Source organism: Vreelandella venusta, assembly GCF_015689495.1.
Lineage (GTDB): Bacteria > Pseudomonadota > Gammaproteobacteria > Pseudomonadales > Halomonadaceae > Vreelandella > Vreelandella venusta.
This window is the reverse complement of sequence record NZ_CP065135.1, coordinates 3,967,240-3,993,862: the sequence shown is the minus strand read 5'-3', so window position 1 is coordinate 3,993,862 and position 26,623 is coordinate 3,967,240. Positions and strand designations below refer to the sequence as shown.

The 26,623-nt window shown below is 52.6% G+C and carries 14 protein-coding genes; 9 read left to right on the top strand and 5 right to left on the bottom strand.

The annotated features are described in order from the left end of the window. Position 1 precedes the first annotated feature (1 nt). Positions 2-352 (top strand): hypothetical protein, encoded by a 351-nt coding sequence (locus IR195_RS18480; protein ID WP_206048279.1) that lies wholly within the window; start codon positions 2-4, stop codon positions 350-352. A gap of 33 nt (positions 353-385) precedes the next feature. Here IR195_RS18480 and IR195_RS18475 read toward each other — a convergent pair whose 3' ends face one another. Next, entirely contained in the window at positions 386-862 is a 477-nt protein-coding gene (locus tag IR195_RS18475; RefSeq protein WP_125752354.1) for an NYN domain-containing protein, read from the bottom strand. Positions 863-895: 33 nt separating this feature from the next. After that, complete coding sequence (locus IR195_RS18470) at positions 896-1,777, bottom strand: LysR family transcriptional regulator (protein ID WP_089040481.1); 882 nt, start codon at positions 1,775-1,777, stop codon at positions 896-898. A 253-nt stretch (positions 1,778-2,030) separates the two neighbouring features. Here IR195_RS18470 and IR195_RS18465 point away from each other — a divergent pair, with 253 nt between their 5' ends. The 3 genes from IR195_RS18465 to IR195_RS18455 are packed head-to-tail and all read left to right on the top strand — an operon-like array spanning position 2,031 to position 5,754. Continuing rightward, positions 2,031-3,194 (top strand): M20 metallopeptidase family protein, encoded by a 1,164-nt coding sequence (locus tag IR195_RS18465; protein WP_125752351.1) that lies wholly within the window; start codon positions 2,031-2,033, stop codon positions 3,192-3,194. A gap of 14 nt (positions 3,195-3,208) precedes the next feature. Further along, positions 3,209-4,633: a YfcC family protein gene (locus IR195_RS18460; protein ID WP_206048278.1), complete on the top strand. Its 1,425-nt coding sequence runs from the start codon at positions 3,209-3,211 to the stop codon at positions 4,631-4,633. Between the two features lie 14 nt (positions 4,634-4,647). Beyond that, the gene (locus IR195_RS18455) at positions 4,648-5,754 is read left to right on the top strand and encodes a mandelate racemase/muconate lactonizing enzyme family protein (protein WP_206048277.1); all 1,107 of its coding nucleotides are present in this window, start codon (positions 4,648-4,650) and stop codon (positions 5,752-5,754) included. A 240-nt stretch (positions 5,755-5,994) separates the two neighbouring features. Here the strand turns inward: IR195_RS18455 and IR195_RS18450 are convergent, their stop codons facing one another. The 3 genes from IR195_RS18450 to IR195_RS18440 all read right to left on the bottom strand — a co-directional run bounded on the left by IR195_RS18450 (position 5,995) and on the right by IR195_RS18440 (position 10,010). Further along, complete coding sequence (locus IR195_RS18450) at positions 5,995-6,882, bottom strand: LysR substrate-binding domain-containing protein (protein WP_125752342.1); 888 nt, start codon at positions 6,880-6,882, stop codon at positions 5,995-5,997. A gap of 74 nt (positions 6,883-6,956) precedes the next feature. Then, positions 6,957-8,816 carry a TRAP transporter permease gene (locus tag IR195_RS18445; RefSeq protein WP_206048276.1) on the bottom strand — a complete coding sequence of 620 codons (1,860 nt, stop codon included), beginning with the start codon at positions 8,814-8,816 and terminating at the stop codon, positions 6,957-6,959. Positions 8,817-8,969: 153 nt separating this feature from the next. Further along, a complete protein-coding gene (locus IR195_RS18440; RefSeq protein ID WP_206048275.1) occupies positions 8,970-10,010 on the bottom strand; it encodes a TAXI family TRAP transporter solute-binding subunit in 1,041 nt (346 codons plus the stop codon). Positions 10,011-10,467: 457 nt separating this feature from the next. Here IR195_RS18440 and IR195_RS18435 point away from each other — a divergent pair, with 457 nt between their 5' ends. From IR195_RS18435 to IR195_RS18415, 5 genes are all read left to right on the top strand, one after another. Beyond that, positions 10,468-11,721, top strand: a complete 1,254-nt coding sequence (locus tag IR195_RS18435; RefSeq protein ID WP_206048274.1) for a 2-aminoadipate transaminase — start codon at positions 10,468-10,470, stop codon at positions 11,719-11,721. Then, entirely contained in the window at positions 11,718-14,846 is a 3,129-nt protein-coding gene (gene ydiJ / locus IR195_RS18430) for a D-2-hydroxyglutarate dehydrogenase YdiJ (protein ID WP_206048273.1), read from the top strand. The genes IR195_RS18435 and ydiJ overlap by 4 nt, the downstream gene beginning before the upstream one ends. After that, on the top strand, positions 14,843-16,198 hold the full coding sequence (gene hglS, locus IR195_RS18425) for a 2-oxoadipate dioxygenase/decarboxylase HglS (RefSeq protein WP_206048272.1): 1,356 nt from the start codon (positions 14,843-14,845) through the stop codon (positions 16,196-16,198). Before ydiJ ends, hglS begins: the two co-directional genes overlap by 4 nt. Before the next feature lie 426 nt (positions 16,199-16,624). Further along, positions 16,625-16,861 carry a hypothetical protein gene (locus IR195_RS18420; protein WP_206048271.1) on the top strand — a complete coding sequence of 79 codons (237 nt, stop codon included), beginning with the start codon at positions 16,625-16,627 and terminating at the stop codon, positions 16,859-16,861. Between the two features lie 372 nt (positions 16,862-17,233). After that, complete coding sequence (locus IR195_RS18415; RefSeq protein ID WP_206048270.1) at positions 17,234-26,473, top strand: choice-of-anchor U domain-containing protein; 9,240 nt, start codon at positions 17,234-17,236, stop codon at positions 26,471-26,473. Positions 26,474-26,623 lie beyond the last annotated feature (150 nt).

The following is a 26,623-nucleotide window of genomic DNA, read 5'->3' as shown; positions in this document are numbered from 1 at the left end:
AATGCAGTCACTCCAGCAGCGTATTAGCCATACGGCAACCATGCTAGCGATGGTAACTCTCATCAGCGGATGTCGTGGGCAACTAACTGTAACGGTGCCATTGCCCATGCTAGTGAACAATCCAGCTGCCTTTGATAACCGGCAAATTGTTACCCAGGGCGTCGTGCGGCATTTCAACGATCCCATTCATTATTGGATCGAAGACGAAGAGTTGAATCGGGTTGAGATACTCCCCCACCAGGAAATAGCGCCCTATTTAGATGAAGGTGTGGAGGTAGAAGGCCAGTTTCACTTCTCTCCGCATGAGGGGCGACGGCTTATCCTAACCCGTGTCGATCAGCTACCACGCTGATAACGTCTGCAGTTAAGTGACGCTACCAGCAACCTAGCGTAGCAAGAGCGAACGATCTATCGCTATAAACTCGCTGGCTGCATTTATTAATGCTGCTGCCGTAAGTTGGGGAACACCATAAACTTCAACTTTTTTACCGTACTTAACGCGTATTTTGTTGACTAAAAGATCAAAGTCTCCATCGCCGGAGACTAATACGATAATATCTGCTTGTTCAGCGTACTCCATTGCATCGAGAGCAATGCCAACATCCCAGTCGCCTTTTGCAGAGCCATCTGAACGTTGGATAAAAGGTTTCAGTTTTACATTAAAACCAATTGCTTTGAGTATGTTTTGAAATTCCCGTTGCTTTTGGTCACCTCTGTCGATGGCATAACAAAAAGCAGCCACAACGTCTCTGTCAGCGGTTACTTGTGCCCAAAATTTGTTGTAATCAAAGTTCTTACCATACGCTTCTCGCACGGTGTAATAGACATTTTGGATATCAACAAATATCGCAACTTTTGTCATTAGATATAATCTTTTTTGTCGTTAATGGTGAAATCAATGTGATTCTTCGGCGAGCTGGCATAGTGTTTTTACTGCCGCTGGCTGGCGGCCCTTTTGCCAGGCGAGCATGAGGTCCGTGGCTATTGGCAAGTCGTCTAATTCATAGGCGACAATGTCTTCGTCCCCTAGTGCCATGATACTCGGCATAATTGCATACCCCATTCCCGTGGCGACCAAACTGCGAATAGTGATGTCATCACGACATTCCTGAACAGTATTGGGTACGAAGCCTACCTTCTGAAAGCACCTATCTAACCGGTCAAAGCTGCCAGGCGTGGAGGTTCGACTAAATCGAATAAATGGCGCGTCGTGAAAATCCTTAAGTGAGGTCGGAGTAGTCGCTATAAGAGGGTGGCATCGACTGGTGAAGACCGCCATACGAAAGCTGGCTAACGGATAGTAGTCTAGCCGTGGCTCATCTTCTCGTTCAATGAATAGAATGCCGGCATCGAGCCGACCCGCCAGAATCGCCTCTGCCTGGGGGCCTGACAACATTGATTCTAGCGTTAACTGTGTTGAGGGGTAGCGTGAGCGAAATCTACTGATGAGCGCTGTGATGCTGGGAATATAGGGATGTATGGTGCTAATTCCGAGCGAGAGACTTTCGCGGTAGCCATTGGCAATATCGCGTGTTTTCTTCGCGACACTTTCGAGTTCTGACAGCAAGCGCTGCCCATTGGCATATAGGTAATGCCCTGCTTGGGTCAGAGATACCCCTTTGCGGTCACGATAAAACAGGACTGCCCCGATATCGGCTTCAAGCTGATGTATCTGTCGCGTCAAGGCGGGCTGAGCGATCGGTATCTGCTTGGCTGCAGACGATATCGAGCCTGCTTCGACCACCGCCATGAAGTACCTGAGTTTTTTTGTGTCCATGTCCGCTCCCAGAGACGTCACGATGCGCGTCTCATTTCGTACAGAAAATACAACTAAAGCCTCATCTCATAAAGGTATGACGCTATCGGGAAGAAGTATTTTATTCGTACTAAGCGTTACAACATACTCAAAAACAATCTGGTTAAGCGCATAACGGCGTACGCGACTCATGTTGCACAAGTATGCGTTCCCGCGGACGCCAGATGTCGCACTCCTCCCAGGCTTACTACTTTACAACAAGGTTTTACCTCTCATGACGTTATCAGCCATTGAGCTTGAGAAAATGATCACGTTTCGTCGGGAACTCCACCAGCACCCAGAGTTATCTGGCCAGGAGTCGATAACCGCTGAACGTATTGCAATGATGCTACGTGGCTTGGGGGTAGATGAGGTGCATGAGAAGATAGGTGGCCACGGTGTGGTCGGCGTCATTAAAGGCGCCAGCCCGGGGGCAACCGTTGGACTTCGAGCCGACTTCGATGCCTTGCCACTTGAGGAGGCTAATCAGTTTTCGCATCGTTCCAGCCAGTCGAATGTAATGCATGCATGTGGGCATGACGGCCATACGGCAATGTTGATGGCTGCTGCTGCACAGCTGGTTAACCAGCGCCCGGCGCAGGGAAGTGTCGTGTTGATTTTTCAACCTGCCGAGGAAATTGGTACCGGTGCTGAAGCGATGCTTGCGGAGGGGCTTCAGGAGAAATTCTCGCTTGATGCGATATTTGGACTACACAATTGGCCAGGTGTAGAGGCCGGGCGTTTTGTTATCCATGACGTCCCTCATATGGCATCAAGCGACGACTTTGAGGTGACGTTCCACTCCACCGGTGGACATGGAGCGATGCCTCATCTCACAACGGACCCCATCGTCGCGGCCAGCCTATTTACAACCGCTATTCAACATATTGTTAGTCGTAATATTGACCCTCAGGACATCGCTGTAATTAGTCTGGGTAGCCTGCAAAGCGGCCATGCTAGCAATATTATTCCGGCGACTGCTCGGCTGACGGGTACCGCGCGCTGCTTTAAACCCGAGCTACGCAAACGTCTTGAGAAACGGATTAGCGACGTGGCAGAAGGGGTTTCCAAGGCAACAGGATGCGACGTCACACTCGACTACGTGCCCTCAACACCTGCGGTTGCCAATGACAGTGGTTGTGCCCAGCTGTGCCGCGATGTGGTGGTGCAACGTTGGGGGCATGAACAACTGGTAGAGCACCCAGTCAGCATGGGGGCTGATGATATGGGGGCTTTTCTTACCCATATTCCAGGTGCCTATGCATGGATTGGTAATGGTTCCGGGCCACAAACACCGAAACTTCACCAGCCTGACTATGACTTTAACGATGCCATTCTGTCGATTGGAAGCGACTTCCTGACCAGTGTGGCAATGCAGTTTCTCGATAACCATCAATAAACTGGGGATACCCCATGACGTCTCTCGAAAAAACAATGACACACGAGAATAGTTCACGACCAACATTTCGCTTCCCGCATATTTTTGTCGTGTTATTTAGCTTTATCTGTCTCGCTGCTTTATCAACCCACTTTCTTCAGGCGGGTAGCTATGAGCGTGTAACCAATGAGCAAGGGCGTACGGTTGTAGTGCCAGACAGTTATGCGGCGGTGGAAGCGCAAGAAGCTGGCTGGTTAAGTCCGTTCATGGCGGTCTTTGAGGGGATGGGGGAAGGCAGTAGCATTATCTTCTTTATTTTTATCTCAGGCGGCGCGTTTGGCGTGCTGAAAGCAACCGGGGTATTACAAAAAGTCGTTGCCAGTATCAGTAATGCGCTTACTGGGCGTGATCTCATTCTTATCCCTTTACTGATGCTTTTATTTGCGATGGGAGGAGCAACCTTCGGGCTCGCAGAGGAAACAATAGCTTTTATCATTATCCTTGCACCGCTGCTGCGTATGCTGGGGTATGACTCTATTACGGCCGCAGCGGTACCTCTGGTAGGTGCTGGTGCCGGTTTCTCTGCAGCGTTTATGAATCCTTTTACCGTTGGCGTGGCCCAGGATATCGCTGAGCTCCCGATGTTTTCTGGAATGACTCTGCGAGCCTGTTACTGGCTAATATTCGTCAGTATCAGTATTGCTTTCGTCACTCGCTATGCGGCCAAAGTCAAAGCGCATCCCGAAGCGAGCCTTGTCTTTAATAGTGACCGCCGCCAATTTGGCAAACCACAAGCCAATGAAGACCCAGGTGCGTTATCGGCTGCCGATAAACTCGTCCTCGCTGCTTTCGTAGGCACCATTCTGGTTATTGCCTATGGCGTGATACGTCACGGCTGGTATATCGGTGAGATGTCTGGCGCCTTTCTCTTGATGGCTATTTTAATCGGTGCATTTGCGCGTATGAACCCGAATAAAATTGCCGACCACTTTGTTGAAGGCATTCAAGAAATTGCGATGGGGGCACTGGTAGTGGGCTTTGCCTTTGGCATCTTGGTGATTCTGAGAAATGGGGAAATCCTGGATACCATTCTTTATCATCTCGAAGGGCTGCTGAGCGGAATGCCCGCGGTGGTTACTGCGGTATGTATGTTTTTTGTTCAACTTGTCCTGAACTTCTTAGTCCCTTCTGGCAGTGGCCAAGCAGCACTCACCATGCCTTTGATGGTGCCTCTTGCGGACCTTGTGGGAGTCACCCGGCAGACGGCAGTCCTCGCGTTTCAGTTTGGTGATGGCATCTCCAATATTCTTACCCCAACGTCGGGATATTTCATGGCAGGGCTTGCGGTGGCAGGTGTGTCGTGGAGTAAGTGGATCAAATGGATACTTCCATTAGCGATTCTTCAACTGGGCATGGCAAGTCTCATGATTGCGCTGGCTCAGATCTTTTCCTGGACATAAATAAGGCATCAATAATGCGTATTAACAAAATCACGGTATATGGTGTACGTCTTCCACTTAAACAACCATTTAAGATTGCCTATGACACTTATCACGATATTGCTAGCCTGATTGTCAGCATCGAGTCTGCTTCTGGCCAGATTGGCTGGGGTGAAGCCGTGGTAGATCAGCATGTGTCGGGAGAAACGTATCTTGGCGCACGAGAAATCATAACCAGTGAACTAGCGCCGCTACTAATGGGCACCGACGCTAGTGATATTGCGCAATTCCATCATGCTGCCAACCTTAAAATTCGCCATAACCCGTCGGCGAAAGCAGCTCTCGATATTGCGCTTCACGACCTGGTGGCGCGTGAATGCGGAAAGCCGCTTTATGCGCTGCTAGGTGGGCGCAGCCATGCTAGATTGGAACTTCCATATGTTATTAGCATGTTAGCGCCGGAGGAGATGGCACGTCAGGCGAAAGAGGCTGCTGGGCGAGGTTATCAGTCCATCAAAATCAAACTGGGCGATACGCCGGAACATGATGTTGAGCGGATTGCGCGCGTTAGAGAAGCACTAGATCGATCGGTTGTGCTACGTGTAGATGCCAATCAAGGGTGGAGTGCAAAGCAAGCGCTTCAGGTTATTCGGCATGCAGCGCCCTATCAAGTGGATTGGTTTGAACAACCCGTCGCTATGGAGAACCTCGCCGCCATGGCCCGTGTGACGCAGTCAACTGATGCCATGATTATGGCTGATGAGCCTATTCATGGGGTTAAAGAAATGCTGGAGGTGATTCAACTAAACGCTGCTGACATGGTTAACATCAAGCTAATGAAATCCTCCGGCTTACGTCCTGCTATGGCGATGGCAGAGGTCGGAATGGCAGCGGATATACCCTGCCAGATCGGCTCTATGGTGGAGTCCTCGATCGCGACGCTCGCGGGTGCCCACCTAGCGCTGGCGCATCCCAATATTATTGCGAATGACTTGGTGGGACCTGCCATGATTGGGGATGATGTTGCCCAGATGCCGGGAGATGAGACGCATATTGTGTTGGACGACTCACCTGGACTTGGCGTGACTATCGATAAGAGTCGAGTGCGGGATCTCAGCGAGTTTGTCGATACCATTGACTGATCCAAGTTGTACTCACGGGCAGGAGTTGAAGTAACACGATTTTCTCTTCTTTGCTGCTTCTGCCCGATAGTTATAAATGCGGTTATAAATTTTTAAGCGTATGGATATATACGTAGGTAAATAGCGCTGAGCTTGAATGGAGAATTTAGCGAAGTGGTAACTTGGAAAACAGTAATTGCTGTTTTTGAGCTATAAAGTTGTTTCAACTATAAGACGGCAGTACTTCGTGGTGTGTCAGTATCAATCACTGAACTGGGTAATATGCTCTACAAAGCGTCGCACTTTGGCGAGTTCCCCCAAGTGTTCAGGGTAAACAAGGTAATAAGCACTCTCACTGAGCAATCGGTATGGCCAAGCGACGGTCAGTCGGCCACCTTCCAACTCTTCATCGACGGTAAAGTGAGGAACCAGTGCAACCCCACCACCTGCCATTGCCGTTCGCACCAGCATAGGAAAGGTCTCGAAGCGGGTGCCGTGATAGCTACGGTCAGTAATGATCTCTTGGTTTGCAAACCAATGATGCCATGCGTCAGGGCGTGTTGAGAGATGCAGCAGCGGCAGTTGTGTTAAGTCATCGACTGACTGAATGGGGTGCCGAGCGAGCAACTCTGGGGAAGCAACCGCGACCATATCCTCATCAATAAGCTTATGGCAAGCAAGGCTTGGCCAACTGCCATGGCCATAAAACAGAGCAATATCGATATCTTGCTGCTCAAGATCGAAATCTTTTACGCGGTCATGAAACTCCAAACTAATGCCTGGATTGGCGGCTAGAAAGGAGGGCAACTTATTGGCCAGCCAGCGGCTACCGAAGCTAGGTAAGGTGGCGATTTTAAGAACCTCGCTATTACCGCTGTAGGTCATTATCGCTTGCGTCGACATCTCAATTTGAGTGAGCACTTTGCGTACGTCACTTAAAAAAATGGCCCCTTCTGGGGTTAGCAGCAGGCTGCGTCGCACGCGACGGAATAGCTTGTGTTGCAAGGTGGCTTCAAGATGCGCGACTTGTTTGCTGACAGCACTTTGGGTGAGGTTTAGCTCATCTGCTGCTCGAGTAAAACTCATATGGCGTGCGGCTGCTTCAAAGCATTGCATAGCCGCCGTAGAAGGAAGATTGCGTGATGCCAAACCTGGCGCTCCTGATGACCTGAAAGCCGCCCCGGCGCCTAAGCGCCGGGGGGAAGCTAGGTTTTTATAGTGGCTCATTGGGCGAGCGTTGCAGCCTCCTGGGATTTATCAGGTCGGCGCGATTGAAGCCAGCCCACTGTCACCATGGCAAGCAAGCCTAAGCCGCTGGTTAGCAACTCGGGAACCACCATGGCAAGCCCTGCGACTAACAGTACCAGACGCTCCCCGAAGAAGGAATCACGTATAAAGTAACCGAGTAGTGCGCTACTGACGCCCATAATCCCTACGAGTGAAAAGAACAGTGCGCTTAACAGTCCCAACAGCGTCGGTTCGACTAATACCAGCATAGGATTATAAATGAAGGCATAAGGAATAATAAACGCACCAATCGCCAATTTAACCGCCGTAAAGCCGGTCTTCATGGGGTTGGCTTGTGCAATGCCTGCACCCGCAAACGCGGCTAAACACACGGGAGGCGTAATATCGGCGATGATGCCGAAATAAAAGACAAACAAATGCACTGCCATTGGCGGAAGGCCGAACTCATTAATCAGTGCTGGTGCGGCAATCGTAGCAGTAACCACATAGTTTGCTGTTGTGGGTAATCCCATGCCCAAGACAATACAGGCAATCATCGTGAACAGCAGCGCAAGTATCAAAACGCCATCCGCTAAGCTAATAATGCCAGCAGCAAATTTTGACCCCATGCCTGTCATGCCTACCACGCCGGCGATAATGCCTGCGCAAGCGACCGCTGCGATGACTGGCAGTGCCACGCGCGCCCCTTTCTCAAAAATAACCAATATATCTTTTAACGAAGGGCGTGTTTCTTTGCGCGCCAAACTGACAGCAAATGCACATGCGATACCCAGAAGTGCTGCGCGCTGCGCGGTAAAGCCAATGCTAATAGTCGTAATAATGACGAGCAAAGGCAGCAACATGTAGCCTTTGGACAGTATCAGCTTACTTTTGCTGGGCAATTGATCTTTGGGGAGGCCGAGAATGCGATGACGTTTGGCTTCGAAATGCACCCCGATAAAAATACCCGCAAAATAGAGAATGGCAGGAATCAGCGCCGAGAACATGATTTCACGGTAAGAGACGCCCACATACTCCACCATAATGAAAGCCGCAGCCCCCATTAAAGGCGGCATAATCTGCCCGCCGGTAGAGGCTGACGCTTCGACAGCTCCTGCTACTTCGGGCTTGAAACGGGCATTTTTCATCATAGGAATAGTGAAAGAGCCAGAAGCCACGGTGTTGCCGATAGAGCTTCCCGAAATCATACCCTGCAGCGAACTTGCTATAACGGCGGCTTTACCGGCACCACCCGTAAAGCGCCCGGTTAACGCAAAGGCTAAGTCATTAAAGAATCGGCCGACGCCGGTATGCATCAGAACAACGCCAAAAAACAAGAACAAGAAGATAAAGCGCGCCGATATTTGCAGGGGCGTACCAAAAACGCCGCTTTCCCTAAACCATAAGTAGGGAGACACCTGCTCAAGAGAGAAGCCAGGATGAGAAAGCAAAGGACTGGGGATCAAGTTGCCAAACAGCGCATAGAGAATTGCCAACGTGGCCATGACAACAATTGGCATTCCTACAGTACGGCGAGTTGCTTCTAGTACAAACAGCACACCGAGTGCGGCAATCGTTAGGTCAACGGCTGAATAGCCCGTAACCCTTGCACGCAGGACTTCTTCATAAAACAGGATTTTATAGTAGGCGGCAAAAGTGGCTACGAAGGCGAGTATTACGTCGTACCACGGCACGCCATTACGCCTGCCCGCACCGCGCGTTGCAGGGAATAAGATAAAGATCATCCCCAAGGCAAGCCCTAAGTGGACAGCGCCTTGCTGCTGTGACGGTAGCGTACCAAAATAACCGGTATAGAGATGAAAGCACGTCAGTGATACACCCATTAGGGTGATCATCCAGCCCCACTTGCCTAGCTGTAGTGCAGAGCGTACTTGTGACTCACGATCATACTTTTCTAAAAGCGCCGCTTCGTCAGGAGTTTTTTTTTATCCACGATTAAACCTCATACATATAACGCCGCTGGCTTAGCCAGCGGCGAAAAGGGAACATCAATCAGTTAGATCACTTAGGCTGTCAATATTGGAGCGTTCACGGGTGATAATCTGAATGACTTCAGGGTAGATGTGCCCGATAAAGGCGACGTTATCAATCGCGCCACTTTCGAACTCTCCGCGTCCGGCAACGGCATCTTGTGCCGGTGCGTGTACGGTCATCCCGAGATCCATACCGTTATCACGAATGCTCACTAAGTTTTCGATTGAAGCGCCAGTTTCAATATTGGTGAAGTTATAGTTTTCCAGGTAACGGTTCCAAATGGTGGCCATCTCACCGCCGAGAGGGTAGTAAGTGCCGCCTTGGCTACCGGTACCTAAAATAAACTCTTCTTTGGCTTCAGTTTCGCCAAGCTCCGCAACCGGGTTATTTACGGTGAGGCCTTGCTCTTCGTAATATTTTTTAGCACCGGGGTGAATGGGGAGGCCTTCCGAACCATTGAGTGCATTTTCAAGGGTAATGAACGCAGATTGAGAGTGCGTGTTTTCTTCAGCATGTTCATGCATTAAACGCGCTAATTCATAACCCAGCTCTTCATCAATAGTATTTGTGTTGCCAACTAAAATGGCATAAGCCGTAATAGTATTTACATCTTCGTTTTGGAACGCATAACTATTAGCGGGAATCGTAAAGCGCTTATAGGCACTGTTCTCTTCAATATAGTCAATAGCGTCATCGCTTAAGCTAATTAGGCGTGCATCACCACTCGAGGCTTGTAAGTTCTCGATGCTGCCAGAAGGTAAACCAAGAATACCGATAGAAATATCGATGTTGCCATCTTGCACACCATCGAGTGCAGCACCAAAGCCTTCTTGATAGGTATTGTACTTATCGCTACCAATACCGTAGGCATCAAAAAGTAGTTGGGAAACGCCTTGAGTGGTGCTGGCAGGAGGGCCAATAGCAATATTAGGTTTGCTGTCGCCACTACAACCCGCCAACAGAAGAGTCGCGCCAACGCCGCATAGCACTTTTGGTGATAGTACTTTTGGTGATAGTACTTTTGATGAAAGCACTTTAGAGGTAATGTTTTTCATGTTAACTCCTGCTAATTAAATTATTTATAATAAAATTCTGCTTAGCAATTCTCGCAAGCCGACCGTCTGGGGATCGGTCAGCGAAAAGAGCGCGAAAAAGTAGCTGGCTATTGTTCACGTATGCCGCCCGACAGACAAAAGAAATTAAGTTGCGTACGTATTCCATTTTGTCATGCGATTTGGTTTTAATAAATGCTTTTCATAATCAATTATTTGCGATTTATAGCAGTCTGCCCGATGCCCAGATTTTTTTAATTTTTTTTGATCTTTTTTAGTGTCATAGGTGTCAGGCAAGGAGCGCCTTTGCTAGGTGGTGACCGCTGCTACTTTCAAATCAACCGGCTATTTTCTATGTATTCCTATTGGGCATGCATTTAGCGTTTTTTTTCGTTTGTGATCTGCTACTTGAACCTGTTTGATAAGCGAACACTTGGTAATTTCAGGAGCGTTTACGACGATGGACCTTCCCAACGTCAGCAGTGCATTAGGCATCCTCCACCCCGTTTGCATTACTAAAGGGCGTAATGCAGAGGTGTGGGACGAATCAGGGCGGCGTTATATCGACTTTATTGGCGGTATTGGTGTGCTTAATCTGGGGCATGGCCATCCAGCGGTGGTCGAGGCCGTCAAGGCTCAGGTCGATACCCTCATGCATTCAGCGTTTAATGCCTTGCCGCACCGTGGCTACCTCTCTGTCGTAGAGCGACTTGACCAGTTTGTGCCGGTTTCTTATCCGCTGGGATGTATGTTGACGAACAGTGGGGCGGAAGCGACAGAAAACGCTCTGAAGGTTGCCCGTGGTGTCACGGGGCGCCAGGGTGTGATTGCTTTTGACGATGCTTTCCATGGCCGCACCTTGGCCGCACTCAATTTGAACGGCAAAGTTAAGCCCTATAAAGCCGGTTTAGGCGCGCTACCTGGCCCGGTTTATCACCTGCCGTTCCCCAGTCAGGATAGTGGGATATCCGCTGAGCAGTCGCTAGCGGCCCTAGAGCGTGTATTTGACGTAGAAATTGCCCCCAGTGAAGTGGCGTGCGTCGTCGTTGAACCCATTCAAGGAGAAGGTGGTTTTCGCTTACTTTGCCCCCAGTTTGCGAAAGCGCTGCGGGAAATCTGCGATCAGCACGGTATTTTATTGATTTGTGACGAAATCCAATCAGGCTTCGGACGAACCGGTAAACGCTTTGGCTTCAGTCACCTCGGCATCGAGCCTGACCTGATTCTGTTAGGAAAAAGCATTGCCTCAGGTCTTCCTCTGGCCGCCTTGGTAGGGCGTAAAGAGTTAATGGATGCTTTACCCAAAGGCGCGTTGGGAGGCACATATTCAGGCAACGCGGTCGCGTGTGCAGCTGCATTGGCAGTGATGGATATCATGCAAGACGAGGCGCTAAGCGCATGGGGTAATGCCCAAGAAGCGGCGATTGTGAGTGCTTACCAGCGCTGGGAAGCAAGCGAGCGTTTTCCCATGCTAGGAGCCATGACCGGTGTTGGCGCGATGCGCGGTATCGTCTTTGAAGATACCGACAATGCCACGGGGGGAGAGCACTTAGCTAATCTATTGGCCGCGGGGCGCGATGCTGGCGTTTTGCTAATGCCCAGTGGCCGCAAGCGTAATGTCTTACGCTTATTGCCGCCATTGACCACTGAACCAGACGTCATGGTAGAAGGGCTAGGGCTCATCGAGCAGGCGCTGGAGACGCTCAAGGCATGATCGCGATGGTCAGCGAAGTGGCAGTGCGAAGTGGCTATATTGCGTTCCTCGACGCCTTGCGCGCTAGAGGCTTCGAAGGCGAGATAGCCCCTGACTATGCCAACCGCACGGTGCTGGCAACGGATAACTCGATTTATCAGCGCCTGCCCCAAGCGGCGGTGTTTCCTAAGCATGCGGAAGACCTGGAACGCCTTGCCAAGCTGGCTGCCGAGCTGCCCCATCGCGATGTCGTGCTCACCCCTCGGGGGGGCGGCACCGGTACCAACGGCCAGTCGTTGACCGACGGTATCGTGGTGGACGTTTCCCGCCATATGAACCAGATCCTCGAGATCGATGTAGAGGCGCGGCGAGTACGTGTTCAGGCGGGCGTGGTGAAAGATCAGCTCAACGCGGCGCTGAAGCCCCATGGGCTGTTTTTCGCCCCGGAGCTGTCGACCTCTAATCGTGCCACCATCGGCGGCATGATCTCCACCGATGCCAGCGGCCAGGGCAGCTGCGAATACGGTAAAACCCGTGACCATGTGCTGGAACTGGATACGATTCTGCTGGGAGGTCAGCATCTGCATAGCCGCGCGCTTAGCGCTGACGAGGAGCAGCAGGCCGTTGCCCAATCCGGCATACTTGGCCAGGTGCATACCACCGCGGCCGAAATTATTGACCAACAGCGCGGGCTGATTGAGGCCAAATTTCCGCCGCTCAACCGCTGCTTAACCGGCTATGATCTGGCGCATCTGCGGGAAGCAGAAGGCCAGCTGAACCTGAACAGCCTGCTGTGTGGCTCGGAAGGCACGCTGGGCTTTTTGAATGAAGCGGTACTCAATGTGCTGCCGATTCCCAAGCACGCCACTTTGGTCAATGTGCGTTATGCCAGCTTTATGGACGCGCTACGCGATGCCAAGGCATTGATGACGACCAGCGCGCGCCCCACCTCGGTTGAAACCATTGACGACACCGTGCTGCAGCTGGCCATGGAGGACTTTGTCTGGGACAGCGTGGCGACGTTTTTCCCCGCCACCGGCAGCAAGCCAATTCGTGGCATTAACCTGATCGAGTTTAATGACGATGATCCTGAACGCTTGGCAGAACGGGTGCGGGCGTTCACGGATCATTTGAGCCAAGACCCCACGGTAGAGCGCTTAGGCTATACCCTGGCGGGAGGCCGTCCTCAAATCCAAAAAGTTTACGCCATGCGCAAACGCTCGGTGGGCTTGCTGGGCAATGTGCAGGGCGAAAAGCGCCCACTTGCGTTTGTCGAAGATACCGCTGTACCGCCAGAGCACTTGGCTGACTTTATTAGTGAGTTTCGCGCCGCACTGGATGCCCGCAAGCTCTCCTACGGTATGTTTGGCCATGTCGATGCGGGGGTACTGCACGTGCGCCCGGCGCTGGATATGAAAGATCCCGAACAGGAAAAACTGATTCGTGAGATTTCTGATCAAGTGGCTGACCTGACCCAGAAGTACGGCGGGCTGTTATGGGGTGAGCATGGCAAGGGCGTGCGCTCGGAGTACGGCCCCAAATTCTTTGGCGAGCTGTATCCCAGCCTACAGCGCGTTAAAGCCGCGTTTGACCCGCATAACCAGCTAAACCCCGGCAAGATTGCATCGCCCGCCGAAGGCAGCGAATTAATCGCCAAAGACAGTGACTCTGAGCTATTAACGATTGATGGCGTCACCCTGCGCGGCCAGTTGGATCGCACCATTGATGAGCGGGCGTGGCAGGCCTACGACGCAGCGGTGTACTGCAACGGCAATGGTGCCTGCTACAACTACGATGTTGATGACCCCATGTGCCCTTCCTGGAAGGCTACCCGTGACCGCGTGCATTCGCCTAAAGGCCGTGCCAGTTTAATGCGTGAGTGGTTGCGTCTGCAGTCCCAGGCTGGGATCGATGTAGTGGAAGAGTCGCGCAAAAAGAAAGCCGAAAACGGCTGGGGCTTTATCAAAAGCTTTCCGCTCCGCGTCGCCAATACACTCAGCCGCAAACAACACCATGACTATTCTCACCAAGTTTACGATGCCATGGCGGGCTGCTTGGCGTGTAAATCTTGTGCCGGCCAGTGCCCGATTAAGGTCAACGTGCCACAGTTCCGTTCGCAGTTTTTAGAGGTCTACCACGGCCGCTATTTACGCCCGCTGCGCGATTACATCATCGGTGGCACTGAGTTCATGCTGCCTACGCTTGCCAAGGTAGCGCCGCTGTATAACGCCCTACTCAACCAGCGCTGGGTCGATAGCCTAATGCGTAAAGGGTTGGGAATGAGCGACTCCCCGCAGCTTTCCCGCGCCAGCGTGAAAAAGCAGCTGCGCGCCTGGGGCGTGGCCGAAGCTACGCCTACCTCGCTTGCACTGCTGACTGAACAGCAGCGTGCCAACAGCGTAATCATTGTCCAGGATGCCTTCACCAGCCACTTTGAAGCCAAGCTGGTGATGGACGTGGTGGAACTGCTGTCGCGACTGAATCTGCGGGTGTTTGTGATGCCGTTTTCTGCCAACGGCAAACCGCTGCAAGTGCAGGGCTTTTTAGGTGCCTTTGAGCGCACGGCGGAAAAACAGGCCAAGCGCCTGCGGGCGTTGGCAGAGTTCGACGTACCCATGGTGGGAATCGACCCAGCGATGACGCTGACCTACCGCCAAGAGTACGTCAAAGCCCTGGGGGCCGAGCAAGTGCCCAACGTGCTGATGCTGCAAGAGTGGCTGGCCAAGCGCATGAACACGCTAGCGCCTCGCCCACTGAACCTAACCGACCCTGGCTTTAAGCTGCTGTCTCACTGTACCGAAAAGACCAACGCCCCGGGCAGCCCAAAGGCCTGGCAGCAGGTGTTTGCGGCATTTGGTTTAGAGCTGGCGTTAGCCACCACAGGGTGTTGCGGCATGTCAGGCACTTACGGGCATGAAACCCGTAATGTCGCAACCTCCAAAACCATTTATGCCCAGTCCTGGCAGCCCCAGGTGGAAGCCGAGGAAAACACGGGCAAGCTGCTCGCCACCGGCTACTCCTGCCGCAGCCAGGTGAAACGCTACTCAGCGCAAACATTACACCACCCGCTTCAGGCGCTGTTGGCGCTATTGACGCCGGTGTCTCATCCTTATCCCAACAATATGCAAGAGAGAGCAACGAAATGACTCAGCCGAGCCTTCTTTCAACCAACGAAGTGCGTGACCGTTTCTCTAAGGCAATGTCGGCCATGTATCAAGCCGAAGTGCCGCAGTACGGCACGCTGCTTGAACTTGTCGAGCGCGTTAACCAAGAAACGCTTAGTCAACAGCCTGAACTGCATCGCCGCCTGGAAGCGCAGGGTGAATTGGCCCGTTTGAGCGTAGAACGCCACGGGGCTATTCGCGTGGGAACTGCTGCAGAGCTTTCCATGCTGCGCCGCCTGTTTGCTGTGATGGGTATGTATCCGGTGGGCTATTACGACCTTTCAGAAGCGGGCGTGCCGGTTCATTCAACCGCCTTCCGGCCTATCGACGATGATGCGCTGGCGATGAACCCTTTCCGTGTTTTTACCTCGTTACTGCGTTTAGAACTGATTGAAAGTGAGGCTCTGCGCCAGCGTTCGGAAGAGATTCTAGCCAAGCGCGATATCTTCACCCCAGGGGCGCGCGAACTTATTGAGCGTCATGAAACCCAGGGTGGCTTAACCAGCGAAGAGGCTGACCAATTCGTCAACGAAGCGCTAGAAACCTTCCGTTGGCACCAGGATGCGACGGTCGATCTGGAAACTTATCAGGCGCTCCATGATGAGCACCGTTTGATTGCCGATGTGGTGTGCTTCCGTGGGCCGCATATCAATCACCTGACGCCGCGTACTCTGGATATCGACGAAGCACAGCGCCGCATGCCGGAGATGGGCATGAACCCCAAAGCCGTCATTGAAGGGCCGCCACGTCGTGAATGCCCCATTTTGCTGCGCCAGACCAGCTTTAAGGCATTGGAAGAATCAATCCGCTTTGCCGGTGACGCGCAAGGTACTCACACCGCTCGCTTTGGTGAAATTGAGCAGCGTGGCGTAGCGCTAACACCAAAAGGCCGTGCGCTTTATGACCAGTTGCTTACTGAAGGCCGCAAGCAAACCGCAGGGTTGGATAACGACGCCCACCAAACGGTTATGCAAAACGTCTTTGCCCAGTTCCCTGATAACGACGAGGCCATGCGCCGTGAGGGGCTAGCGTATTTTCAGTATCATCTGACCGAGAAAGGTCAGGCAGCTAAAGACGTTGGTAGTACCGATATTGAAGCGTTAATCGCCCAGGGCTTGGTGGAAGCACAGCCGATTACCTATGAAGACTTTTTACCAGTGAGTGCGGCGGGTATTTTCCAGTCGAATCTGGGCGGTGCAGAGAGCGAAGCCTATGCCGGGAATGCCAATCGCGATGCCTTTGAAGAGGCACTGGGTGCCCAGGTGACCGATGAGTTGTCGCTTTACGCAGAACGTGAGAACACTTCTAAAAACAAAGTGTTGAATAGCCTATAAATAACGTCTAGCTGGGTGAGCCAGTATGTGTTGCAAAGGGCCTGCGAGTTTTCGCAGGCTTTTTTATATATTCATATTTTAAATATAGCTAATGTATCAAGTTTGTGTATGTAAGCTTGTTGTTTAGAAATAAGTGATGAAGTGCCTGCAAACCAGGAATAGTGCAGTGCCCCTCCAAACAGGTTGCTTTTCGTTCACGCTGTAATGTGCTGATGCGCATAGCTGAAGATAAAATAAAGCTAATTATAATAATTGCTTAGTTAGATTTTAATGCTTTTTGGCTATAAATTTGGTGAATTTTCATCACTTTATTTTGTGTTTTCTCATATTATTTAATGGCGCTGAAGGTTGGGCTTTGATACTTTTAATTAACTAAATGAAACATTTCCGGGTGTTTCTTCACCTCGGCGTGGCAAGGAGGGCGTCATGAGCTATAGCGCTATTTCTGGGGTGCCCTGCTCAGACTCCAAGCTTCAGGCGGTTTTCCTGCATCAGGAGCCGCATTCTCGCGCCGAAGTGCCGTTCGGGGTCAATGTATTTATCATTGGCTTGCAAGGCCATTCTGATACTGCCCCCGACTCCTGGATGAAACCGACTTTATTTTACCAACCTGCACTGACGGGACCGTTCACGCTCGAATCTCGTGCCATAACTAACTTATAAAGCGAGGCTTTTATGCAAATTGGTGACACTCGATATAATGTAGAAACTGATCCCTCTGTTGACAGTTATGTATATAGTGTAGAACGTGTTAACGGCCAACTCTATGTCACCTATTCCGCTGGCGGTGATTTAAATATAATTTCAGTTTCTCCTGATGGTTCAGTCAGTACTGCTCCATCACCTGTTCTTGATCCACGCACTGATGATAATTCTGATACCGTTATTTTTAAAGGCCTTTCTGACGGGAATATTCTTGTTACTTGGTACAGTAGCTCTAGCAGTAAAGGCTTTACCGATACATATTTTAAAATCATTGATGACACTGGTCAGGAAGTAGTCGGCGCTACTAAAATAAATTCTGAAGCAGGTTCCTTGAATCGCTTTACAGAAGTTGCTGAATTGTCAAATGGTAACCTGGCATTTGTTTGGGCGACAGGTGGATCTGACTATGCCATGCGCAGGTTTGAGGTGGATGGTACGCCATTTGATAATGAGCAATTGTCAGTAACTAACCTTGCTGGGATAAGTGGTTCACAATATCAGCATAATATCGCTGCAAATGATACTGGATTTATCATCACTTGGGATGCTTATAATTATAATAATTATCTAGGGATGCTATTCGATAATGATGCCTCTATGCCTACTCAAGTTAATGGGAGTAATCGATTTTCTATAGGCGATAGTATTGCGAAAGGAAATGCGTCGCAATATGTGGAGACGCTTCCTAATGGTAATTACCTTGTGCTTTTCAAGGGGGCAACAGGAGATAGTAGTACTCGAGATGTTCGTTACCAGATATACGATGATAGTGGTAATGCGTTACTCTCAAGTGATACGGTTATTGGCGGTATGAATTCCTGGGGGGATTTTTCTAAGCCAGTGATTCTTGATGATAGGCTAGTAGTTAGTTATAGCTACGTTGACTACAATACTGACCCAACAACAATAGAACGTTATTTGGTAAGTTATGACTTTAATGGAAATTTAATTGAAGACCTTTCTTCAAGTATACCTACAACGCAAGGTGAGTATGGGTATGTTACATCTTTCGTTGATGTTGATGGTAACCTTTCTTGGTTAGTTAATGATGATGATAGCGGGAATGATGATTATGATACTTGGCTGCTTCGACAGTCTGAAGTGATTCCTGAGGGCGAAGTATCAAACGAAGCCCCTACCATTATTTTACCCTCATCATTGGTTTTTGACGAAAATACCAGCGCTAATGCAGTTTCAGGGCTTTCGATTACTGATGGGAATGCCGACAATCAGACGGTAACTCTGACAGTAACTGATGGTACGATTAATCTTGCTAACATCAATGGTCTTACCAAAGTTTCTGGAGAATATAATTCTGGCTTTGTCACTTTTAGTGGCGAGCTCAATGATGTTAACACTGCTCTTAATAGCCTGACCTTTACTCCAACAGCTAATGTTTCTGGAAATAATGCAGCGTCACTCTCTATTCAAACCGTTGATGGCAATGGCGGTAGTGATAGTCAAACGTTGGAATTCAATATTACCGATGTCGATCCGATCATTGATAACAGCAGTTTTTCTGTAAATAAAAATAGCGTAAACGGCACTGTGGTTGGGACGGTTACCCCTAGTGGAGATACTAACGGACTAACATTCAGCATTACCTCTGGCAATGAAAGCGGTGCTTTTGCCATTGATAGTAACGGTCAGATTACTGTTGCTGATGACAGTCAGCTGAACAACAATAGTTACTCTCTGACAGTTGCTGTTGATGACGAAGATGAGGATAGTACGGCAGACGATACTGCCTCGATAACGGTCAGCGTCAATAACCCTCCGACGCTAACTGGAGTGCCGACTAGTATAACGGTCGCTATTGGCTCGATATCTGACCTTGATTTATCTGCCGTCAGTCTGGCAGACATTGATAGTGATGAAATTACACTTGAGATAAACACTTCTTCGGGAACATTGGCTGCAAGTTCTGATACAGGTGTTGTTGTGAGTGGCTCAGATACCAACACCCTGACACTTGAGGGAACACCTGATGCTATTAACACTTATCTGGATACAGTCTCCAATATTCAATATAAGCCGGAAGACGAAGGAAGTGGTACAACGCTGACGCTGAGAGCCTCTGATGGAGAGGCTGACTCTGCCATTGCCACGTCGACAATTAACGTTAACGACTTGCCTACTGGTGACGTCACCATCACAGGCGATGCGGTAGAAGACGCGACTTTAACTGCCTCCAACACCCTGGCGGACGAAAACGGCCTGGGCATGGTGACCTACCAGTGGCTACGCGATGGTAATGAAATCACCGCCGCCACCGGCGCAACCTACACCCTGACCCAAGCCGATGTGGGTTCTGCCATCAGCGTTCGCGCCAGCTACACCGACGGACAGGGCACCGCCGAAGCGGTCACATCTGCCGCAACGGGTAGCGTCGCCAACGTCAACGATGCACCGACGGGTGGCGTGGCAATCAGCGGCGATGCGATCGAAGATGAAACACTCACGGCCGACACCAGCGCTCTGGCCGATGAGGATGGCCTGGGCGCTTTCAGCTACGTTTGGAAGGCCGATGACACCGCCATCACCGGTGCCACCAGCAGCACCTACACCCTGACTCAGGCTGAAGTGGGCAAGGCAATCACTGTTGAAGTCAGCTACACCGATGATCAGGGTACCGCCGAAGCGGTCACATCCGCTGCCACGGAGAGCGTGGCCAACGTCAACGATGCACCGACGGGGGGCGTGGCCATCAGCGGCGATGCGATCGAAGATGAAACACTCACTGCCGACACCAGCGCTCTAGTCGATGAAGATGGTCTGGGCACTTTCAGCTACGTTTGGAAGGCCGATGACACTGCCATCACCGGTGCCACCATCAGCACCTACACCTTGACTCAGGCTGAAGTGGGCAAGGCAATCACCGTTGAAGTCAGCTACACCGATCAGCAGGGCACGGCCGAAGCCGTGACATCTGCCGCAACGGGTAGCGTCGCCAACGTCAACGATGCCCCCGCTGGCGATGTCATCATTACCGGCGATGCGATCGAAGATGAAACGCTCACGGCCGACACCAGCGCTCTAGTCGATGAGGATGGTCTGGGCACTTTCAGCTACGTTTGGAAGGCCGATGACACCGCCATCACAGGTGCCACCAACAATACCTACACCCTGACTCAGGCTGAAGTGGGCAAGGCAATCACCGTTGAGGTCAGCTACACCGATCAGCAGGGCACGGCCGAAGCGCTTACATCCGCTGCCACGGAGAGCGTGGCCAACGTCAACGATGCACCGACGGGTGGCGTGGCAATCAGCGGCGACGCGATCGAAGATGAAACACTCACGGCCGACACCAGTGCTCTAGTCGATGAGGATGGTCTGGGCACTTTCAGCTACGTTTGGAAGGCCGATGACACCGCCATCACCGGTGCCACCAGCAGCACCTACACCCTGACTCAGGCTGAAGTGGGCAAGGCAATCACCGTTGAAGTCAGCTACACCGATGATCAGGGTACCGCCGAAGCGGTCACATCCGCTGCCACGGAGAGCGTTGCCAACGTTAACGATGCACCGACGGGTGGCGTCATCATTACTGGCACCACGACTGAAGATGAAATGCTCACGGCTGACACCAGCGCTCTGGCCGATGAGGATGGCCTGGGCGCTTTCAGCTACGTTTGGAAGGCCGATGACACTGCCATCACCGGTGCCACCACCAGCACCTACACCTTGACTCAGGCTGAAGTGGGCAAGGCAATCACCGTTGAGGTCAGCTACACCGATCAGCAGGGCACCGCCGAAGCGCTTACATCCGCTGCCACGGAGAGCGTGGCCAACGTCAACGATGCACCGGCTGGTGATGTCATCATTACCGGCGATGCGGTAGAAGATCAGACACTGACCGTCTCTAATACGCTGGCCGATGAAGATGGCCTGGGCACGCTAACTTACCAGTGGCTACGCGATGGCACCGAAATCACCGATGCCATCGGCGAAACCTACACCCTGACCCAAGCGGATGTGGGCGCTGCTATCAGCGTGCGTGCCAGCTATACCGATCAGCAGGGCACCGCAGAAGCGGTGACGTCTGCTACCACGGAGAGCGTGGCCAATGTTAACGATGCACCGACGGGTGGCGTGGTCATCAGCGGTACGGCAACGGAAGACGAAGTTCTGACGGCATCCAACACCCTGGCGGATGAAGACGGCCTGGGCACGGTAACCTACCAATGGCTGCGGGATGGCAACGAGATCACCGACGCCACCGGCGAAACCTACTCCCTGGTCCAAGCCGATGTGGGTGCTGCCATCAGCGTGCGTGCCAGCTACACCGATCAACAGGGCACCGCTGAAGCGGTCACATCCGCTGCCACGGAGAGTGTAGCCAACGTCAACGATGCACCGACGGGTGGCGTGGCCATCAGCGGCGATGCGATCGAAGATGAAACGCTCACGGCCGACACCAGCGCTCTAGTCGACGAGGACGGTCTAGGCACTTTCAGCTACGTCTGGAAGGCCGATGACACTGCCATCACCGGTGCCACCAACAACACCTACACCCTGACTCAGGCTGAAGTGGGCAAGGTAATCACCGTTGAAGTCAGCTACACCGATGATCAGGGTACCGCCGAAGCGGTCACATCCGCTGCCACGGAGAGCGTGGCCAACGTCAACGATGCACCGACGGGTGGCGTTACCATCAGCGGTACGGCGACGGAAGACGAAGTTCTGACGGCATCCAACACCCTGGCGGATGAAGACGGCCTGGGCACGGTAACCTACCAATGGCTGCGGGATGGTAACGAGATCACCGACGCTACCGGCGAAACCTACTCCCTGGTCCAAGCCGATGTGGGTACTGCCATCAGCGTTCGCGCCAGCTACACCGATCAGCAGGGCACCGCAGAAGCGGTGACGTCTGCTACCACGGAGAGCGTGGCCAACGTCAACGATGCACCGACGGGCGACGTCATCATTACTGGCGATGCGATCGAAGATGAAACGCTCACAGCTGACACCAGCGCTCTGGCCGATGAGGATGGTCTGGGCACTTTCAGCTACGTTTGGAAGGCCGATGACACCGCTATCACCGGTGCCACCAGCAGCACCTACACCTTGACTCAGGCTGAAGTGGGCAAGGCAATCACCGTTGAAGTCAGCTACACCGATGATCAGGGCACCGCAGAAGCGGTGACGTCTGCTGTCACGGATAGCGTGGCCAACGTCAACGATGCACCGACGGGCGACGTCATCATTACTGGCGATGCGGTAGAAGATCAGACACTGACCGTCTCTAACACTCTGGCAGATGAAGACGGCCTGGGCGCAGTGACCTACCAGTGGCTGCGCGATGGCAACGAGATCACCGACGCTACCGGCGAAACCTACTCCCTGGTCCAAGCCGATGTGGGCGCTGCCATTAGCGTGCGTGCCAGCTATACCGATCAGCAGGGCACCGCAGAAGCGGTGACGTCTGCTACCACGGAGAGCGTCGCCAACGTCAACGATGCACCGACGGGTGGCGTTACCATCAGCGGTACGGCGACGGAAGACGAAGTTCTGACGGCATCCAACACCCTGGCGGATGAAGACGGCCTGGGCACGGTAACCTACCAATGGCTGCGGGATGGTAACGAGATCACCGACGCTACCGGCGAAACCTACTCCCTGGTCCAAGCCGATGTGGGTACTGCCATCAGCGTTCGCGCCAGCTACACCGATCAGCAGGGCACGGCCGAAGCGCTTACATCCGCTGCCACGGAGAGCGTGGCCAATGTTAACGATGCACCGATGGGTGGCGTCATCATTACTGGCACCACGACTGAAGATGAAACACTCACGGCCGACACCAGCGCTCTAGTCGATGAGGATGGTCTAGGCACTTTCAGCTACGTCTGGAAGGCCGATGACACCGCCATCACCGGTGCCACCAGCAGCACCTACACCTTGACTCAGGCTGAAGTGGGCAAGGTAATCACCGTTGAAGTCAGCTACACCGATGATCAGGGTACCGCCGAAGCGGTCACATCCGCTACCACGGAGAGCGTGGCCAACGTCAATGATGCACCGACGGGCGACGTCATCATCAGCGGCGATGCAGTAGAAGATCAGACACTGACCGTCTCTAACACCCTGGCCGATGAAGATGGCCTGGACACGGTGACCTACCAGTGGCTGCGCGATGGTAATGAAATCACCGATGCGATGGGCACTACTTACACCCTGACCCAGGCCGATGTGGGCGCTGCCATTAGCGTGCGTGCCAGCTATACCGATCAGCAGGGCACGGCCGAAGCGGTGACGTCTACTGCCACGGATAGCGTGGCCAACGTCAACGATGCGCCGACGGGCGATGTCATCATTACCGGCGATGCGGTAGAAGATCAAACTCTGACCGTCTCTAACACCCTGGCAGATGAAGACGGCCTGGGCGCAGTGATCTACCAGTGGCTGCGCGATGGCAACGAGATCACCGCTGCTACCGGCGAAACCTACACCTTGACCCAAGCCGATGTGGGCTCTGCCATCAGTGTTCGCGCCAGCTACACCGATCAGCAGGGCACCGCAGAAGCGGTGACGTCTGCTGTCACGGAGAGCGTGGCCAACGTCAACGATGCACCGACGGGAGATGTCATCATTACCGGCGATGCGGTAGAAGATCAAACTCTGACCGTCTCTAACACCCTGGCAGATGAAGACGGCCTGGGCGCAGTGATCTACCAGTGGCTGCGCGATGGCAACGAGATCACCGCTGCTACCGGCGAAACCTACACCTTGACCCAAGCCGATGTGGGCTCTGCCATCAGTGTTCGCGCCAGCTACACCGATCAGCAGGGCACCGCAGAAGTGGTGACGTCTGCTGTCACGGAGAGTGTGGCCAACGTCAACGATGCACCGACGGGTGGCGTTACCATCAGCGGTACGGCGACGGAAGACGAAGTTCTGACGGCATCCAACACTCTGGCGGATGAAGACGGCCTGGGCACGGTGACCTACCAATGGCTGCGCGATGGCAACGAGATCACCGCTGCTACCGGCGAAACTTACACCCTGACCCAAGCGGATGTGGGCACTGCTATCAGCGTCCGTGCCAGCTATACCGATCAGCAGGGCACCGCAGAAGCGGTGACGTCTGCTACCACGGAGAGCGTGGCCAACGTCAACGATGCACCGACGGGTGGCGTCATCATCAGCGGCGATGCGGTAGAAGATCAGACACTGACCGCCTCTAATACACTGGCCGATGAAGATGGCCTGGGCACGGTGACCTACCAATGGCTGCGCGATGGCAATGAGATCGCCGCTGCCATCGGCGAAACCTACACCCTGACCCAAGCGGATGTGGGCGCTGCCATCAGTGTTCGCGCCAGCTACACCGATCAGCAGGGCACCGCTGAAGCGGTGACGTCTGCTACCACGGAGAGCGTGGCCAATGTTAACGATGCACCGACGGGTGGCGTCATCATCAGCGGCGATGCGGTAGAAGATCAGACACTGACCGCCTCTAATACACTGGCCGATGAAGATGGCCTGGGCACGGTGACCTACCAATGGCTGCGCGATGGTAATGAGATCGCCGCTGCCATCGGCGAAACCTACACCCTGACCCAAGCGGATGTGGGCACTGCTATCAGCGTTCGCGCCAGCTATACCGATCAGCAGGGCACGGCCGAAGCGCTCACATCCGCTGCCACGGAGAGCGTGGCTAACGTCAACGATGCACCGACGGGTGGCGTGGCCATCAGCGGCGATGCGGTAGAAGATCAAACTCTGACCGTCTCTAACACCCTGGCGGATGAAGATGGCCTGGGCACGGTGACCTACCAGTGGCTGCGCGATGGCAATGAGATCGCCGCTGCCATCGGCGAAACTTACACCCTGACCCAAGCCGATGTGGGCGCTGCCATCAGCGTTCGCGCCAGCTATACCGATCAGCAGGGCACCGCTGAAGCAATCACGTCTGCTACCACGGAGAGCGTGGCTAACGTCAACGATGCACCGACGGGTGGCGTGGCCATCAGCGGCGATGCGGTAGAAGATCAGACACTGACCGCCTCTAACACACTGGCGGATGAAGATGGCCTGGGCACGGTGACCTACCAGTGGCTGCGCGATGGCAACGAGATCACCGACGCCACCGGCGAAACCTACTCCCTGATCCAAGCCGATGTGGGCGCTGCCATTAGCGTGCGTGCCAACTACACCGATCAGCAGGGCACGGCCGAAACTATTACATCGATGCCAACGTCTGCTATTAGTGCTAATCCTGATAGCGATAATGACGGCATTTCGAATGAAGATGAAGGTCGCGTACCATCGCTGGATGGAAGCACTATAGGTGATGGCAACGGCGACGGCATTCCTGACGCCGAGCAAAGCAATGTCAGTTCTATACCGTTTTTATTGACGTCGACGGCTGTCTCTAATCCCGCAGATGCCCCTGAAGCGTTTATCACCCTGACGTCGAACGGCAGCCGTAACGTCGAGAGCGATGATGACTTACTAACGTTGCGTAATGTGCGACAGTTGGATGCACCGAATGACCGACCAGATGACCTTGATATGCCATTTGGTTTAATCGCTTTTGAAGCGGATATAGAAACCGTTGGTGGGTCTCATGTGTTTTCTCTGTTCGTCGACGATGATGTTGAGGCCAATGGTTACTGGAAGCAGAACGCGGCTGGAGACTGGGTAAATCTGGCTAGTGCAGCCTTTGGCGGTAGTCTGACAGGTGAAGGTAATAAATTACGCTTTGATTTTGTCATTGAGGATGGCGGTGAGTTTGATTCTGATGGCGTCGCCAACGGCGTTATTGTTGACCCTGGTGCCATTGGATTCCGTTTACCGGAAACCCCCGAGGATCCAGAGCCTATACCGGATGTCGATGATGGAGGGGTAAACAGCGCACCTATTGCGCGTGACGATGAATTTTCGAGCCGGTTTGGTTGGTTATTGCGCGGGAACCTGTTGGAAGACAATGGCAACGGTATTGATCAGGAGATTGATGGTGATGATTTCTCAATCACTGATATTGATGGTCAAGAGGTTCTTTTTGATACCGCGCTTGTTTTGTCATCTGGTGCGACTCTCACCGTTCAGGAAAATGGTGATTTCCTCTACGACCAGAGGGGGGCTTTTGTGCCCTCACAAGTGGTAGACCGCGTCAGCGATACCTTTGAATACTCGACTGAGGATTCGCAGGGAGCATCAAGCACAGCGACAGTTTCTGTTGAACTGGGCAATGTCACGGACACGGTCGAGATCTCAGTGCTTCAAGCATTATATAAAGTCGCGTTTGATCGAGAGGCGGATGCTACAGGGCTTGATTACTGGTCTGGTGTGCGTGAAAAAGGTGTGAGTATGTTTGATATTGCTGATTTCTTCATCGAATCGGAAGAGTTTACCGATGATCACGGAAATCGCTTCAGTGATGATGACTATCTGACCCTGCTATATGCCAACGCCTTTGATAGAGCTCCTGATGCTGATGGCTTTGCGTACTGGTCAGATGTACTTGAAGAGCCGACGGTTGATCATGGTGATGTGATGACCTATTTCGCCACTTCTGAAGAGATGCAGGTGAAACATTTAGCGGAAGGTTTTATTTTCGCCTGATGCATTGACGTTAGGCAGAGCACTAGCGGCCACCCTTCGCCTTCGGGAGAGTGGCCGCTTTTTATGTGTATCCGTTTTTGATGCTTTTGGCAGTAATGTGCCAAGCCCGGTACTCATGTCTCCGTCGTTGGTCCGATGACATCATAGAAC